This is a genomic window from Aquincola sp. J276, from assembly GCF_024700035.1.
Classification (GTDB): Bacteria; Pseudomonadota; Gammaproteobacteria; order Burkholderiales; family Burkholderiaceae_C; genus Aquincola; species Aquincola tertiaricarbonis.
The window spans coordinates 1,109,170-1,123,524 of record NZ_JAJONC010000002.1 but is presented as its reverse complement, the minus strand read 5'-3'; the positions used below and the strand labels follow the sequence as shown (position 1 = coordinate 1,123,524).

Below are 14,355 nucleotides of genomic sequence, written 5' to 3'. Positions count from 1 at the left end.
GGCGCCGCCACTGTTCCAGCGTCGGTCCTCGCCCTGCAACTCCGGAGCGCGCGATGGCCACCTCTCCTTCCTCCCTCCACCGATCGATCCGCGGCCGCCGCGCTGCCTGGTGGCCCGCCTGCGCCGCCGCCGTGTTGCTGGCGGCCTGCGGCAGCGGCGAGCCCGACGGTGCCGCCTCCGCCGCCGCGCCCTCGCCGGACACGCCGCTGCCGTCGGCGGCCGTGGCGGACCGCCGCTTCGTGCTGTGGCAGCCGGGCACCGAGGCGGCCGTGCAGGCCGAGCAGGCCGCGCTGGCCGGCCAGGCCACCGACGAAGCCCGCCTGGTCGTGCGCATGAATCCGGCCGCGGTGCCGCCAGTCCCCGGCCGCGCGGTATTGGCCGGCGCCGCGGGCCATGGCGAATCGGGCGACGCGAGTGCACTGCGCGCCCGTGAGCTCTCGGCCAAGGCCAGTGCGGTGGCCACCGCCGCCGATGAAGTCACTGCGCTGTCCATCCGCCGGCTGGCGCCCGATGCGGCGGTGCGCCAGCATTTCGCGCATGCCATCGAAGGCTTCGTCGTGAGCGTGCCGTGGCGGCAGGCCCAGGCCGTGGCCGACGAACTGGCGCGCAATCCGGCCGTGGATGCGGTGGAGCTGGACCGGCCGCTGACGCTCGAACAGACGGCGCCCACGGTGCGCACGCTGGACGCCCGGGCCTGGGGCGTGGACCGCATCGACCAGCGCGCCCGTGCCTTCGACGGCGCCTTCCGCAATGCCTACACGGGGCAGGGCGTGACGGTGCATGTGGTGGATTCCGGCGTCAGCCCGCATGCCCAGTTCGGCAGCCGGCTGCGCAGCGGCTTCAGCGCCATCACCGACGGCAACGGCACCCGCGACTGCCACGGCCACGGCACCCATGTGGCCGGCACGGCCGCCGGTGCCACGGTGGGCGTGGCCCCGGGCGCCAGCGTGGTGCCGGTGCGGGTGATGGACTGCAGCGGCAGCGGCTCCAGCAGCGCCGTGATCGCCGGGCTGGACTGGATAGCCGCTCATGGCTCGCGGCCCGGCGTGGTGAACATGAGCATCGGCGGGCCGGCCTTTTCATCGTTGGACGCGGCCGCACAGCGGCTGGTGGCCGCTGGCTTCAGCGTGGTGGCCGCGGCCGGCAACAGCAACGTGGATGCGTGCACCCAGTCGCCTGGCCGCGCCCCCGGTTTGCTGACCGTGGCCGCCACCGACAGCGCCGATGCCAAGGCGGCCTATTCCAACTGGGGTTCATGCGTGGCGCTGTTCGCGCCCGGTTCGTCCATCGCCTCGGCCGGCATCGCGTCCACCTCGGCGCTGGCGGTGATGAGCGGCACCTCGATGGCATCGCCGCACGTGGCCGGGGCGGCGGCCCTGTGGCTGCAGGCCCAGCCGGCGGCCACGGCCGCCCAGGTGCGGCAGCTGCTGCTGCAGGACGCCACGCCCAACACCGTGCTGGGCCTGACCAGCGCCCAACCCGGCACACCGCGCAGCCTGCTGCATGCCGGCACCGCGGCCGCGCCTTCGGCGGCGCCTGCCGCGCCAGCGGTGCCGGCGGCGCCCTCGGTGGCACTGCGCACCGGCAGCATCACGTTGGCCACGGCGGTGCCGTTCATCGGTGCCTGGACGGCCCATGCCACGGTGCAGGTGCAGGATGCACAAGGCAAGCCTGTGCCCGGCGTGAAGGTGGCCGCGCGTTTCTCCAGCATGCCGGCGGAGCTGAGCTGCACCACCGCGGCCAGCGGCAGCTGCCGGGTCACCAGCGCCGCGGTGCCCTGGGGCGCCGTCAGCCGGATCGGCTTCGCAGTCACCGGGCTCAGCGGCGCCCAGATGATGGACAGCCTGGCCGGCTCCCGGCAGGCGCAGGTGGCCCAGCCGGCGGCACCGGTGGCCAGCGTGGCGGCCATCTCCGGCACCGCGGTGCGGCCGTCGGCCGGCTCGGCGCAGTGGGCGCCGCAGTTCACCGTGGCACTGGCCGACGACAAGCGCGCGGCGGTGCCCGGCGCGGTGGTGTACGGCGTGCTGCGCATCCACAGCGGTGCGCGCGTGGTGGGCCTGCAGACCCTGCTGTGCCAGACCGCGGCCAACGGCCAGTGCATGCTGCGCTGGACCGGCCCGGCGCTGGGCAGTGCCCACACCGGCGCGGTGCTGGAGGTGCTGTCGGTGGACCGGCCGTTCCTGGTCTACCAGCCCGGCAGCCTGAAGACCGGCGTGGTGGGCCGGGTGAACTGACCCGCACCTGGGGCCGGGCCGGGCTGCGCAGCAGGGCACGGCGGCCTAGACTCGGCCGGCCACCCTCCGGTGGCGCCACTGCCTTGTCCCACGGTGCAGCCCCTGCGTGTATTCCTGCTCGGCGCCACCGGCACCATCGGCCGGGCCACGCTGCGTGCGCTGCAGGCCGATGGCCATGCGGTGGTGTGCTTCGTGCGCCCACGGGCCGGGCGCGATGCGGCTGGAGTCCCGGCGCTGCTGGCCGGCGCCGAAGTACGCTTCGGCGACGTGACCGATGCCGGCTCGCTGTGGCGCGACGGTTTCCGCGGCGAGCGCTTCGACGTGCTGGTCTCCTGCCTGGCCTCGCGCACCGGTGCGCCGGCCGATGCCTGGGCCATCGACCACCGCGCCCATGTGCTGGCGCTGGCCGCGGCACGGCAGGCCGGCGTGCGGCAGATGGTGCTGCTGTCGGCGATCTGCGTGCAGAAGCCGCTGCTGGCCTTCCAGCAGGCCAAGCTGGCCTTCGAGCGTGCGCTGCGCGACTCGGGCCTGGTGTGGTCCATCGTGCGGCCCACGGCCTTCTTCAAGTCGCTGTGCGGCCAGGTGGAGCGGGTGCGCAGCGGCCGGCCGTTCCTGGTCTTCGGCGACGGCACGCTCACGGCCTGCAAGCCCATCGGCGACGACGACCTCGGCCGCTACATCGCCGGCTGCCTGACCGACCCGGCGCGGCAGCACAAGGTGCTGCCCATCGGCGGGCCGGGCGAGGCCATCACGCCGCGGCAGCAGGGCGAGTGGCTGTTCGAGCTGTTCGGCCGCACGCCGCGCTTCCGGCAGGTGCCGGTGGCGCTGCTGGACGGCATCGTGGGCGTGCTGGCGGTGGGCGGGCGGCTCTCGCCCACGCTGGCAGCCAAGGCCGAGCTGGCCCGCATCGGCCGCTACTACGCCACCGAATCGATGCTGGTGCTGGATGAGGCCACCGGCCGCTACAGCGCGGCCGCCACGCCGTCCACCGGCAGCCAGACGCTGCTGGACTGCTACCGCGCGCTGGCCGCGGGCGCGCCCGCACCGCAGCGCGGCGACCATGCGGTGTTCTGATCACTCATAGAGCCGCTGCGGGTTGTCCTGCAGGATGCGGCGCACCATCGCATCGTCCCCGGCGCCGGCCTTCATCCAGGCCAGCAGTTGCGCTGCATCGGGCACCGGCTGCACCCGCAGGTGGGGCCAGTCGCTGCCCCACACCAGCGCGTCGGGGTTGGCCTGCAGCATCGCCGCCAGGAAGGGCAGGGCGGCTTCGCCGGCCTCGGCCGTCAAGGCCAGGCCCGGCAGGTTGCGGTAGACGCACAGCTTCACATGCACATGGCCTTCGGCCAGCAGCGCGAGCAAGGTCTGGAAGCCGGGCTGCGACACGCCCGCGGCCAGGTCGAAGCCGCCCATGTGGTCGATCACCACCGGCAGCGGCAGTGCGCGCAGCCGGTCGGCCAGGGCGGGCAGGGCGGCGCAGTCGGTCCACAGCTCGGCATGCAGGCCGACATCGGCCAGGGCCGGGGCCAGCGCCAGCAGGTCGTCGAAGGAGGCACTGCCGGCGAAGTTGCCGCCCGCGCCGCTGCGCTGGCTGAAGCGCGCGGCCCGCACGCCGCGAGCATGCAGGCCGGCCAGCGTGGGCAGCTCGCCCGGCCGGGTGACGATCACGCCGCGCCAGGCCGGCCGCTCGGCCAGCGTGTCCAGCAGCAGCGAGAAGTCGTTGCCGTAGGCACTGGGATGCACCAGCACCCCGCGGCCCAGCCCCAGCCGCTTGAGCAGCGCCGCGTAACCTTCCTGCACCGCCTCGGGCGGCGTGTAGCTGCGGTCCGCGGCCAGCGGATAGCGGCCGTAGGGGCCGAACAGGTGGGCATGGCAGTCCCAGCCGGTCATCGTTGGGCCTCGTCATGCTGCGGCAGCGCGAAGGCCGGGGCCACGCCTTCGGGCAGCGGGATCTCGTGGGCGTTCAGCGTCATCGCCACCATGGTGTAGTAGCCCACCAGGGCCACCAGCTCCACCAGCGTGCGCTCGCCCAGCAGCGACAGGGTGCGGGCATAGGTGGCGTCGGTGATGGAGTGCAGGCGCTTGAGTTCCATGGCCGCCTGCACGATGGCGGTGTCGGTCTCGTCCAGGCCCTCGGGCAGGCGCTGCTGCAGCAGCGCCTCGATCACCGCGGGATCGATGCCGGCCTTCAGTGCCTCCTGCTCATGCGCATACCACTCGAAGGGCGACCGGCTGGCCCGGCCGGTCACCAGGATGGCCAGCTCGGCCTGCCGCCGGCTCAGGCCGGTGCCGTAGCGCAGTTGCGCGCCCAGGGCCGACCAGCGCTCGGCCAGCTCGGGGCTGTGCAGCGCCGCGCGCAGCGGCCCCTGGATGCGGCCCCGCGGCCCGTTGACGATGCCGTCGTGCACCCGCCGCTGCTCGGGCGTCATGGTGTCGGGATGGGGCAGGGTGATGCGGGGCATGGCGGGGCGGGGTCCTGTCTAGACAACTGGCGGTGCCGGCCAGCTTATCGCCCGCCGCCGCGGGCGGCTACCGGGCGGGCGGCAAGCCAGCTATGCCGGCGTCGGCATCGCTGGTGCGCCACATCCCGCTGCGCGCCATGTCGCCCACGATGCGCACGATCTGCGCGGCCACGGCGGTCACCGCCTTGGCCGGACCCTTCTGGCGGGCCATGGCCATGGATACGCTGCGCTGCAGCGGCGGATCGACGATGCGGGCGGCCTGCAGCCGGCCTTCCTGCAGCTCCTGCCACACCGCATGCAGCGGCAGCACGGTGTACAGGCGCTCCTGCGCCACCAGCAGCTTCTGCAGCGGCAGGCTGTCGGCCTCGATGGCCGGGGCCAGCGTGATGCGGGCCTGCCGCGCCATTGCATCCAGCGCGGTGCGCAGGCCGTTGGGCGCGCTGGGCAGGATGAAGGGCAGCTCGTGCAGGGCGGCCAGCGGCAGCTCGGGCGCGGCGGTCAGGCGGTCGCCGCGCGGGCCGATCAGGTAGCTGTCGACCGTGGCCAGCGCTTCCTCGTGCTCGGGCAGCGTGGCGCCGTAGCGGTAGAGGATGGCGATGTCCACCCGCGCGTCGGCCAGCCACTCCTCCACCTGGCCGCTGGAGCCTTCGAGGATCTTCAGGTGCAGCCGCGGATGCAGCGCCCGCATCTCGGTGAACAGCCGGCCCACCAGCGGCGAGCCGATGGAAGGCAGCGAGCCCACCGTCACCCGGCCGGCCAGCTCATGCGCATCGCCGCGGATCTCGCGCTCCAGCTGCTCGGCATCGGCCAGCAGCGCCTTGACCTGCGGAAAGATGCGCCGCCCCACCTCCGACAGCTCCACGCCGCGGCCGGTGCGGGTGAACAGCCGGGTGCCGCATTCCCGCTCCAGAGCATTGAGCTGCCGGCTCAGCAGCGACTGGTTGCTGTCGAGGAACAACGCGGCACGGGTCAGGCTGCCCAGCTCGCCGATGGCCAGGAAGGTGCGCCACTTGTGCAGGTCGGCGGCGATGTCGAGCTGGATGCCGGTGGGCTTGGGGGTCTGCATCGGCAGGCAACGGGGGTACGGCTTCGGGCCGGCGATTTTGCGCCGGCCCTGGCGGCCTCACTCCCAGCGGATGCCCAGGGCTTTCACCAGTGCGGCCGAACGGGCGCTCTCGGCCCGCAGGAAGGCGCCGAACTGCGCCGGCGTGCTGGCCACGGCCTGCGCGCCCTCCTCGTCGATGCGGGCTGCCACCTCGGGCGCGCGCAGTGCCTCGGCCACCGCCTGCTGCAGCCGGGCCAGCCGCTCCGGCGGCGTGCCGGCCGGCGCCACCATGCCGTGCCAGTTGCTGATGACGAAGCCCGGCAGCCCGGCCTGCGCCGCGGTGGGCACGTCGGGCAGCTCGGCCACGCGCTCGGGCCCGGCCACTGCCAGCGCCACCAGGCGGCCGGCCGCGATGTGCGGACGCACCAGCGTGATGTCGGACACCATCAGTTCCACCTGGCCGGCCAGCAGGTCGTTGAGCGCCGGGCCCGAACCCTTGTAGGGCACGTGCACGATGTTGATGCCGGCTTCGCGCTTGAGCAGCTCGCCGCCGAGGTGCGGCACGGTGGCATTGCCGGCCGAGCCGAAGTTGAGCCGGCCGGGCGCGGCCTTGGCCTGGGCCACCAGCGCGGCCAGCGTGCGCACGCCGGTCTTGGGATGCACCACCAGCACCTCGGGCACGGCCACCACCTGCGTCAGCGGCGCCAGGTCCTGCAGCGGGTCGAAGGGCATGTTGCGCGCGATGTGCGGCGCCACCGTGAGCGCGCCGGCCAGCGAGTAGCCCAGCGTGCTGCCGTCGGGCCGGGCCTTGACCACCTCGGCCAGGCCGGTCACGCCGCCGGCGCCGGGCCGGTTCTCCACCACCACGGTGGTGCCCAGCACGCGGCCCAGTGCGTTGCCCACCAGCCGGCACATGGCATCGGCGGAACCGCCGGGTGCCAGCGGCACGACGATGCGCAAGGTCTTGCCCGGCCACACATCGGCGGCGTGGGTGCCGGTGGTGCCCAGCAGCGCGATGGCCGCCGAGGCCTGCAGCAGCCGGCGGCGCGGCAGGCCGGCCGCGGCCGTGGCCCTCGTCTCGTCAGAACACATGCTTGACCCCCGCGGCCAGCAGAGAGGTCGTGGCACCGGCCTGCACGCCGGCATAGGCGCCGGTGGCATCGGACACCGCATAGCTGGTGCGCGCGCCGTTGCCCAGGCGGCTGTAGCCGGCATACAGGTCGGTGCGCTTGCTCAGCGAATGCACGTAGTTCACGCTGACCTGCGTGAAGTCGAAGTTGCGCGCGGTGCGGTCGTCGTAGCGCTTGACCGACAGGCTGGCCTTGCCCACGCCGCTGGTGCGCACCGAGCCGCCCACCAGCCAGCTGCGGTACTTGCGGCTGAACACGCTGCTGGTGCTGGACGGGGCGGCCGCGGTGCGCGAGGCCTCCCATGCGCCCTGCTGCACGATGGCCGCCACCGACCAGACGCCGAACTCGTGCCTGACTGCCGCGGTGGTGGCGCTGTCGTGGTCGGTGTCTGCCGCATTGGCCACCCGGGCGTACGAGACACCGGCCAGCGTGCCGTCCTGGCGCCATAGCAGGTTCATGCCGGTGCTCTTGCGCGCACCGCCGCTGCCGCCTTCACCGGCCGTGGCCTGCAGCCGCAGCGACATGCCGGCCCAGGTGGGCGAGAGGTAGTTCACCACGTTGTCGTTGCGCGCCGCGGTGGTGCTGGCCGCGCCGGTCCAGATGCTGCTGCTGGCGGTGCCGATGCCCAGCGCCATCGGGTCCACGGGCTGGACCAGGTAGAACGCCGGGCCGTAGTCCCGACCCGCCTCCAGCGTGCCCCAGGGGCCCGACAGCGACACCAGCGCCTTGCGGCCGAAGATGCGGCCGCCCTGTGCCAGCTGGCCGTTGTCGATGGTGATGCCGCTTTCCAGCGTGAAGCCGGCGCGGTGGCCACCGCCCAGCTCCTCGGTGCCGCGAAAGCCCAGCCGGCTGCCGTACAGGCAGCCGCTGTTGACAGCGTTGAGCCGCTCGCTGCCCAGGTCGGCGCGGGCCAGGCAGCCGTCGATCAGGCCGTACACGATGACGCCCGGAGCGGGTCCGGCCTGCGCGGCGGCGATGGCGGGCAGCAGCAGGCAGGCACCGGCCGACAGCGCAAGGGCGGTGGCGGTGGCGCTGAACGGGGCGGGGCGGAAGGCTGAGGTCAAGGCTTGTCTCCAGGGTGGTGTCGTTGTGCGACGCACTCTAGGAACGGCCTGCCCGCCGAGCCAGCCGGGCCGGCGGCATAGCTGCATTGCGGAGGCCGCATAGCTGAATTGCGCCTGCGGCGACTTACCCGGGCGGCAGGCGGTGCGCACACTGCGGCCATCCCAAGAAGGAGACGAGCGATGTTGAAGACCCGACGTGCCACCTGCCTGGCTGCCGCCGCTGCCGCCACCTGCCTGCTGCTGGGCACGCCCGCCGCGCAGGCCCAGGCCTGGCCGGCCAAGACCATCCGCCTGGTGGTGCCCTATTCGGCCGGCGGCCCCACCGATGCCGTGGCCCGGATGGTGGCGCGTCAGGTGGGCACGGCGCTGGGGCAGACGGTGGTGGTGGACAACAAGGCCGGTGCCGGCGGCACCATCGGCGTGGCCGACGTGCTGCGCTCGCCGGCCGACGGCTACACCTTCGCGCTGGTGGCGCCGGGCCCGCTGGCCGGCATGCCCAACCTGATGAAGGTGCCGTATTCGCTGGGCGATGTGCAGTACCTGACACTGGTGGCGCGCATTCCGGCGGTGATCATCGCCGGCAAGGACGTGGGCCCGGCCACGCTGCCCGAGCTGGTCAAGGCCGCCAAGGCCGCGCCGGGCAAGCTGAACTACAGCTCCGCCGGCCCCGGCACCACGCCGCACATCGGCTTCGAGCTGCTCAAGCAGCAGGCCGGCATCGACGTGCAGCATGTGCCCTACAAGGGCGCGGCACCGGCGGTGACCGCGGTGCTGGGCGGCGAGGTGCAGTTCGCGATGGTCGACCTGCTGCCGGTGCTGCCGCATGTGAAGGCCGGCACGCTCAAGCTGCTGGCGGTGGCCGGCAGCCAGCGCGCGCCGCAGGCGCCGCAGGTGCCCACCACGCAGGAGCTGGGCCTGCCCGGCGTGAAGATGGACACCCTGTACGGCGTCATCGGGCCCAAGGGCCTGCCGGCCGAGGTGCAGAAGAAGTTCCGCGACGCGGTGGTGGCCGCGGTGAACTCGCCCGAGTTCAGGTCGCAGCTGCTGGAACAGGGCGCGGTGGCGCTCAGTTCCACGCCCGAGGAGTTCCGCGCGCAGATGCAGGCCGAATCGGACAAGTGGCGCGAGGTGGTCGCCAAGGGCCACATCACGCTGGAGTGAGGTCGCGGCCATGCTGATCGCCGATGCCCGCATCACGCCCTGCACCCAGCGCCTGCAGGACCCGAGCTGGAAGTTCGCGCGGGCGCAGGTGCCGCAGCTCGAGGGCTGGCTGCTCACGCTGACCGACGACGACGGCCACGCCGGCCTGGGCTATGCGCATGCCATCCCGGCCATCACCACGCAGGGCAGCGGCGCACGCGCTTCGCTGGAGTTCCTGGCGCCGCGGCTGGTGGGCCGGCGGGTGGACGACATCGGCGCGCTGGTGGAGGAAATCGACGCCACGCTCAACTACAACGCCAGCGTCAAGGCCGCCATCGACATGGCGCTGCACGACCTGTTGGCGCGGCGGCTGGGCGTGCCCGTGCACGTGCTGCTGGGCGGCGCGCAGCGCAGCCGGGTGGCGCAGTCGCGCATCCTGGCCATCAAGCCACCGGCCGAGATGGCGGCCCGGGCCGCGGCGCTGGCGGCCGAGGGTTACCTGCAGCTCAAGCTCAAGCTGAGCGGCGACACCGCGCTGGATGCGCAGCGCGTGGCCGAGGTGCGCAGCGCGGTGGGACCGGGGGTGGCGCTCACGCTGGACCCCAACCAGTCCTACGGCGCCAAGCAGATGATCTCGGCCTTCGCCCGCCTGGAGCGGCACGACATCGCGCTGATCGAGCAACCGGTGCCGGCGGCCGACTGGGCCGGCCTGGCGCTGGTCACCCGCAGCCTGCCGGTGGCGGTGGAGGCCGACGAGAGCGCGCAGACGGTGCACGACGTGTTCCGCCTGGTGGCCGACCGGATGGTTGACGTGATCAACCTCAAGGTCACCAAGCTGGGCGGGCTGCGGCGCTTTCTGCAGGCAGTGCAGGTGTGCGAAGCCGGCGGCGTGGCCGTGCGGGTGGGCGCAGCCTTCGGCCCGGCGCTGCTGCAGGCCATGAGCCTGCAGGCCGCCAGCGTGGTGCGGCAGCTGCCGCATGCCTGCGAGCTGGGCGAGCACCTGCACCTGCTGGACGATCCGTTCGAGCCGCTGCCGGTGGTGCAGGGGGCCCTCACGCTGCCCGGTGGCGCGGGCTGCGGCATCGGCCTGCGCGGCGGCTGAAGCGGCGCTGCCGTCAGGCCGGCAGGCAGCGCGCCCAGCGGTGCACCGCCTCGGCCACGGCCTGCGGCTGCTCGGGCAGCAACGCATGGCTGGCATCGTCGATCAAGGCCGTGGTCACCAGCGCTTCGCCCAGCGCCGCGCGCAGCTCGTCGCGCGTGGCGGGCGGCCGCCAGGGATCCTGTGCGGCCTGCAGGTCCAGCAGCGGCACCGGGCTCACCGGCCACCAGGTCGGCTTGGGGGCTGGCTGCCAGCGGCGCGGTAGTGCGCGCGCCATTGCGGATACCAGCCCTGCAGCCAGGCATCGGCTGCATGCCCGGGTGCGAAGAAGGCCTGCCGCAGGGCCTGCAGGCGCAGCGCGCGGGGCTGCAGTGCATCGGCGGCGGTGTCCAGCGCGGCGGCGAGGCCGGGCGGAAATTCCCGCGCGGCCGCCGCCAGCAGGGCCACGCCGCGCACGCGCTGCGGCTGCGCCTGCGCCGCCACCCGCGCCACGAAGTGGCCGAAGGCATGGCCCGCCAGCACCAGCCGCTGCGCACCCACCGCATCGGCCGCCTCCAGCACGTCCTGCGCCAGCCGGTGCAGGCTCAGGCCCGCCATCGGCCCGTGGCTGCCCGCCATGCCCCGCGGCTGCGGCCGCAGCACGCGCCAGCCGTGGCCGGCCAGGGCGGTGGCCACGTCGTCGCAGTCCAGCGAATCGCGCAGCGACGAGGGCAGCAGCACCAGCGCGGGCGCGTGGTCGTCGCCGTCGATGGCCATGTCGATGACCACCGGCGCTCCGTCCTGCGCGGGCAGCGCCAGCAGCCGCCGTCGCGGCGCGGCCGGGCGGTTCATTCGCTGGTGGCGCCGGAGCGCTTGACGATCTCCGCCCAGCGCGGCATCTCGGCCTGGATCAGCGCGGTGAACTCGGCCGGCGTGCCGAAGGTGGGCTCGATGCCCAGCGCCTGCAGCTGCCGGCGCAGCGCCGGCGTGGCCATCGCGCGGCCCACCGCGGCATGCAGCGTGCGCAGCACGTCCGGCGGCGTGCCGGCCGGCGCCAGCAGGCCCAGCCAGTTGGACACGTCATAGCCCTTCAGCCCCGCCTCGGCCAGCGTGGGCACCTGCGGCAGCGCCTCCATGCGCCGCTGCGAGGTGACGCCCAGCGCCTTGACCCGGCCGCTGCGGATGTGGTCCTCGTACACGGTGTAGGAGTCGAAGGTCATGTCCACCCGGCCGGCCAGCACGTCGGTGAGAAGCGGGGCGCTGCCCTTGTAGGGCACGTGCAGCATGTCCACGCCGGCCAGGCTCTCGAAGAGCGCGCCCGACAGGTGGCTGGAGCTGCCGTTGCCCGCCGAGCCGTAGCTCAGGCCGCCCGGCCTTGCCTTGGCCAGCGCGATGAGCCCGGCCACGTCGTGCGCCGCCACCGACGGGCCCACCACCAGCACCCGCGGCGTGATGTGCGTCAGGCTGATGGGCGCGAAGTCCTTCAGCGGGTGGTAGCGCAGCCGCGGATACAGCGCCGGGTTGATCGCATGCGTGCCCATGGTGCCGAAGAACAGGGTGCTGCCGTCGGGCGCCGCCTTGGCCGCCGCCTCGGCCGCCGGCGCGCCACCGGCGCCACCGCGGTTGTCGATGATGACTTGCTGCCCCAGTTCCTCGCCCAGCCGCTGCGCCAGCCCGCGCGCCATCACGTCGGCCGCGCCGCCGGCCGGAAAGGGCACGATCAGGCGCAGCGGCCTGTCGGGAAAGGCGGCCCGCACGGGCGATGGCGCCAGCGTCATGGCCAGCGGTGCGGCGGCCAGCCAGGCGGCGGCGCGGCGGCGGTTCGGATGCATGGGCGAGTCTCCGGCTTCTTGTGCGGACGATTCTGGGGCGCCACCGCCACGCGGCCCAGGCAGCCAGGCGCATAGCTGCTATGCCCCGCCGATGCAGGCGGCCGGGCGGCTGGGCATACTCGGCCGATGGCCAAGAAACCCAACGGCACGCTGTCGCTGTTCCAGGACCTCACCCACGCGCTGCCCGGCGTGCCCTTCGACCTGTCGGCCATCGACCCCGCGGACCGCCGCCTGGCCAGCAGCGACAAGGACCATGACAAGCAGCGGGTGGACGCGCTGGCCATCCAGCTCGACGACCTGCAGAACCTGTTCTTCGCCGACAAGCGCTACGCCATGCTGGTGGTGCTGCAGGGCATGGACACCAGCGGCAAGGACGGCACGCTGCGCGCAGTGTTCGGCCGCATGAGCCCGCTGGGCGTGCGCACCGTGGCATGGCGCGCGCCCAACACCGAGGAGCGCGCCCACGATCCGCTGTGGCGCATCCACAAGGCGCTGCCGGCCAAGGGCGAGCTGGTGGTCTTCAACCGCAGCCACTATGAGGACGTGCTGGTGCCGGTGGTGGGCAAGACCATCTCCGCGCGCGAGACGGCGCTGCGCTATGCCCGCATCAACGACTTCGAGCGGTCGCTGGCCGAGACGGGCACCGTCATCGTCAAGTTCATGCTGCACATCTCCAAGGGCGAGCAGCGCCAGCGCCTGCAGGCGCGGCTGGACGATCCCACCAAGCGCTGGAAGTTCGACCCGGCCGACCTGGAGGCGCGCAAGCAGTGGGGCGCCTACCAGCGGGCCTATGCCGATGCCATCAGCGCCACCGGCACGCCCTGGGCGCCCTGGATGGTGGTGCCGGCGGACTCCAAGACCCACCGCAACCTGGTCGTGGCCACCGCGCTGGAAGCCCGCCTGCGTGCGATGGACCTGCGCTTTCCGCCGCCCGCGCCCGAGCTCCAGGGCATCGTGGTGCGTTGAAAGCGGTTGCCGAGCATCGCCATGCACAGCCTGCCCGCTGCCCGCCTGGCCCGTGCCGCGCTGCTTGCCCTGGCCGGGCTGTGGGCCGCCGGTGCCGGCGCGCAGTCCTTGCGCTGCAACGGCCAGCTGGTGAACCCGGGCGACACCAAGTACTCGGTGGTGCGCAAGTGCGGCGAGCCCGCTTTCCGCGAGGCGGTGTGCGTCAGCCGCGAGCTCTTCGTGTGGACGCTGCCGGCCGTGCCCGGCCAGGTGCTGCAGCCGCTGATCACGCCGCAGTGCGTGCCGATGGAGGAGTGGACCTACGACCGCGGCCCCGGCCAGTTCCTGGGCATCGTGCGCTTCCGCAATGCCACGGTGGAGTCGATGCGCGACGGCGAGCGGGTGCATTGAGCCGCGCTGGCCGCGGGCCGCTCAGCCCCCCTTCGGGCACCTGTTCCACCCATACCTTCATCTCCACCGTCTCCAGCTCGCCGTAGTTGGAGATGAAGGCCACGTCGGCGGCGTCGCGGCCATAGGCCAGCACGATGCGCCCGCCGCGCGGGCCGGCCTGCGTGGCATCGAAGGTGTACCAGCGCCCGCCCACGAAGGCCTCGAACCAGGCATGCAGGTCCATCGGGTCCAGCTGATGCAGGTAGCCCACCACCATGCGCGCGGGGATCTGCAGCGCCCGGCACAGCGTGATGCCGATGTGCGCGAAGTCGCGGCACACGCCAGCGCCGTCGGCCATCGTGCCCTCGGCATCGGTGCTGGCATCGCTGACGCCGTAGCGGTATTCGATGTGGCTGCGGATCCAGTCGACGATGGCCATCACCTGCGGATAGCCCGGCACCGCGCCGGCCGCGATCTCCTGCGCCTTGTCGGCCAGCTTGTCCGAAGGGCAGTAGCGGCTCTGCAGCAGGAACTGCAGCACGTCGTGCGGCAGGTCGGCCACCGGCGTGGCGCCGGCGCCTTCGTCCACCGCGATGTCGCCCTGCGTGTACACGACCGACTCCACCCGGATGCGCAGCCGCCCGGCGGGTACCACGAAGCGCTGGCACAGGTTGCCGAAGCTGTCGGCATATTCCACCGACTGCAGGTGCGGCTCGAACAGGTAGCTCTCCTGCGCCAGCCACTGCGCGTCGCCGCTGCGCGGGCGCAGCATGCCGATGCTGGGGCAGGGCGCTGGCGCCTCCACGGTGATATCGCAACCGGCTCGCAACTTCATGGAACGCTCCTGCAACCGCAAAGGCCGAGTATCCCGCGGCGGTGCGTCGCGGCCTTTCGTGGTGCTGCCGCGACTTGTCTAGGCAAGCTGGGCGGCACTAGTTCACGGCCTGCAGACCGCGGCCTGCGCACTAGTTCGCGGCTGGCGGCAGGGCGCGGCCGAGGGCCTTCGTTCAGGGGGAACCGGCTCCGAAGGGGGTT

14 protein-coding genes and 1 pseudogene are annotated in these 14,355 nt (G+C 73.3%); 6 read left to right on the top strand and 9 right to left on the bottom strand.

Translation table 11 applies throughout. The features are described from left to right. Positions 1-53: 53 nt before the first annotated feature. Together LRS14_RS23100 and LRS14_RS23095 are read left to right on the top strand one after the other, a co-directional pair. Positions 54-2,234 carry a S8 family peptidase gene (locus LRS14_RS23100; protein WP_257801270.1) on the top strand — a complete coding sequence of 727 codons (2,181 nt, stop codon included), beginning with the start codon at positions 54-56 and terminating at the stop codon, positions 2,232-2,234. A gap of 93 nt (positions 2,235-2,327) precedes the next feature. Further along, on the top strand, positions 2,328-3,308 hold the full coding sequence (locus tag LRS14_RS23095; RefSeq protein WP_257801269.1) for an NAD(P)H-binding protein: 981 nt from the start codon (positions 2,328-2,330) through the stop codon (positions 3,306-3,308). Here LRS14_RS23095 and LRS14_RS23090 read toward each other — a convergent pair whose 3' ends face one another. The 5 genes from LRS14_RS23090 to LRS14_RS23070 all read right to left on the bottom strand — a co-directional run bounded on the left by LRS14_RS23090 (position 3,309) and on the right by LRS14_RS23070 (position 7,935). Then, positions 3,309-4,124: an amidohydrolase family protein gene (locus LRS14_RS23090; protein ID WP_257801268.1), complete on the bottom strand. Its 816-nt coding sequence runs from the start codon at positions 4,122-4,124 to the stop codon at positions 3,309-3,311. Continuing rightward, on the bottom strand, positions 4,121-4,696 hold the full coding sequence (locus LRS14_RS23085) for a carboxymuconolactone decarboxylase family protein (protein WP_257801267.1): 576 nt from the start codon (positions 4,694-4,696) through the stop codon (positions 4,121-4,123). Before LRS14_RS23085 ends, LRS14_RS23090 begins: the two co-directional genes overlap by 4 nt. A 67-nt stretch (positions 4,697-4,763) precedes the next feature. Then, a complete protein-coding gene (locus tag LRS14_RS23080) occupies positions 4,764-5,762 on the bottom strand; it encodes a LysR substrate-binding domain-containing protein (RefSeq protein ID WP_052736515.1) in 999 nt (332 codons plus the stop codon). A 57-nt stretch (positions 5,763-5,819) separates the two neighbouring features. Further along, on the bottom strand, positions 5,820-6,833 hold the full coding sequence (locus LRS14_RS23075) for a tripartite tricarboxylate transporter substrate binding protein (protein WP_257801266.1): 1,014 nt from the start codon (positions 6,831-6,833) through the stop codon (positions 5,820-5,822). Beyond that, positions 6,823-7,935, bottom strand: a complete 1,113-nt coding sequence (locus LRS14_RS23070; RefSeq protein ID WP_257801265.1) for a porin — start codon at positions 7,933-7,935, stop codon at positions 6,823-6,825. The genes LRS14_RS23075 and LRS14_RS23070 overlap by 11 nt, the downstream gene beginning before the upstream one ends. A gap of 180 nt (positions 7,936-8,115) precedes the next feature. On the opposite strand from LRS14_RS23070, the gene LRS14_RS23065 reads away from it, so the two are divergent. Both LRS14_RS23065 and LRS14_RS23060 read left to right on the top strand, forming a co-directional pair. Next, positions 8,116-9,096, top strand: coding sequence for a tripartite tricarboxylate transporter substrate binding protein (locus tag LRS14_RS23065; protein WP_257801264.1), 981 nt, complete (start codon positions 8,116-8,118; stop codon positions 9,094-9,096). A gap of 10 nt (positions 9,097-9,106) precedes the next feature. Further along, on the top strand, positions 9,107-10,177 hold the full coding sequence (locus LRS14_RS23060) for a mandelate racemase/muconate lactonizing enzyme family protein (RefSeq protein ID WP_052736513.1): 1,071 nt from the start codon (positions 9,107-9,109) through the stop codon (positions 10,175-10,177). Positions 10,178-10,190: 13 nt separating this feature from the next. Here the strand turns inward: LRS14_RS23060 and LRS14_RS23055 are convergent, their stop codons facing one another. From LRS14_RS23055 to LRS14_RS23045, 3 genes are read right to left on the bottom strand one after another with little or no spacing between them, the layout of a single operon-like run. Continuing rightward, entirely contained in the window at positions 10,191-10,394 is a 204-nt protein-coding gene (locus LRS14_RS23055; RefSeq protein ID WP_257801263.1) for an alpha/beta fold hydrolase, read from the bottom strand. Then, positions 10,391-11,005 (bottom strand): alpha/beta fold hydrolase, encoded by a 615-nt coding sequence (locus LRS14_RS23050; RefSeq protein WP_257801262.1) that lies wholly within the window; start codon positions 11,003-11,005, stop codon positions 10,391-10,393. The genes LRS14_RS23055 and LRS14_RS23050 overlap by 4 nt, the downstream gene beginning before the upstream one ends. Continuing rightward, a complete protein-coding gene (locus LRS14_RS23045) occupies positions 11,002-11,985 on the bottom strand; it encodes a tripartite tricarboxylate transporter substrate binding protein (RefSeq protein WP_257801261.1) in 984 nt (327 codons plus the stop codon). The genes LRS14_RS23050 and LRS14_RS23045 overlap by 4 nt, the downstream gene beginning before the upstream one ends. A gap of 126 nt (positions 11,986-12,111) precedes the next feature. Between LRS14_RS23045 and LRS14_RS23040 the strand changes: the two genes are divergently transcribed. Both LRS14_RS23040 and LRS14_RS23035 read left to right on the top strand, forming a co-directional pair. After that, positions 12,112-12,951 (top strand): PPK2 family polyphosphate kinase, encoded by an 840-nt coding sequence (locus LRS14_RS23040; RefSeq protein WP_052736511.1) that lies wholly within the window; start codon positions 12,112-12,114, stop codon positions 12,949-12,951. A gap of 21 nt (positions 12,952-12,972) precedes the next feature. Further along, a pseudogene (locus LRS14_RS23035) lies at positions 12,973-13,263 on the top strand (DUF2845 domain-containing protein); the annotation flags it as partial. Here the strand turns inward: LRS14_RS23035 and LRS14_RS30790 are convergent. Further along, positions 13,217-14,155 (bottom strand): transglutaminase domain-containing protein, encoded by a 939-nt coding sequence (locus LRS14_RS30790; protein ID WP_404977607.1) that lies wholly within the window; start codon positions 14,153-14,155, stop codon positions 13,217-13,219. The pseudogene LRS14_RS23035 and the gene LRS14_RS30790 sit on opposite strands and share 47 nt — an antisense overlap. Positions 14,156-14,355 lie beyond the last annotated feature (200 nt).

What these genes read in the sequence shown, in the direction of transcription:
- LRS14_RS23065 (WP_257801264.1), top strand. Translation starts at nt 8,116, where the DNA reads ATGTTGAAGACCCGACGTGCCACCTGCCTGGCTGCCGCCGCTGCCGCC.
- LRS14_RS23085 (WP_257801267.1), bottom strand. Translation starts at nt 4,696, where the DNA reads ATGCCCCGCATCACCCTGCCCCATCCCGACACCATGACGCCCGAGCAG.
- LRS14_RS30790 (WP_404977607.1), bottom strand. Translation starts at nt 14,155, where the DNA reads ATGAAGTTGCGAGCCGGTTGCGATATCACCGTGGAGGCGCCAGCGCCC.
- LRS14_RS23050 (WP_257801262.1), bottom strand. Translation starts at nt 11,005, where the DNA reads ATGAACCGCCCGGCCGCGCCGCGACGGCGGCTGCTGGCGCTGCCCGCG.
- LRS14_RS23090 (WP_257801268.1), bottom strand. Translation starts at nt 4,124, where the DNA reads ATGACCGGCTGGGACTGCCATGCCCACCTGTTCGGCCCCTACGGCCGC.
- LRS14_RS23045 (WP_257801261.1), bottom strand. Translation starts at nt 11,985, where the DNA reads ATGCATCCGAACCGCCGCCGCGCCGCCGCCTGGCTGGCCGCCGCACCG.
- LRS14_RS23075 (WP_257801266.1), bottom strand. Translation starts at nt 6,833, where the DNA reads ATGTGTTCTGACGAGACGAGGGCCACGGCCGCGGCCGGCCTGCCGCGC.
- LRS14_RS23100 (WP_257801270.1), top strand. Translation starts at nt 54, where the DNA reads ATGGCCACCTCTCCTTCCTCCCTCCACCGATCGATCCGCGGCCGCCGC.
- LRS14_RS23060 (WP_052736513.1), top strand. Translation starts at nt 9,107, where the DNA reads ATGCTGATCGCCGATGCCCGCATCACGCCCTGCACCCAGCGCCTGCAG.
- LRS14_RS23080 (WP_052736515.1), bottom strand. Translation starts at nt 5,762, where the DNA reads ATGCAGACCCCCAAGCCCACCGGCATCCAGCTCGACATCGCCGCCGAC.
- LRS14_RS23040 (WP_052736511.1), top strand. Translation starts at nt 12,112, where the DNA reads ATGGCCAAGAAACCCAACGGCACGCTGTCGCTGTTCCAGGACCTCACC.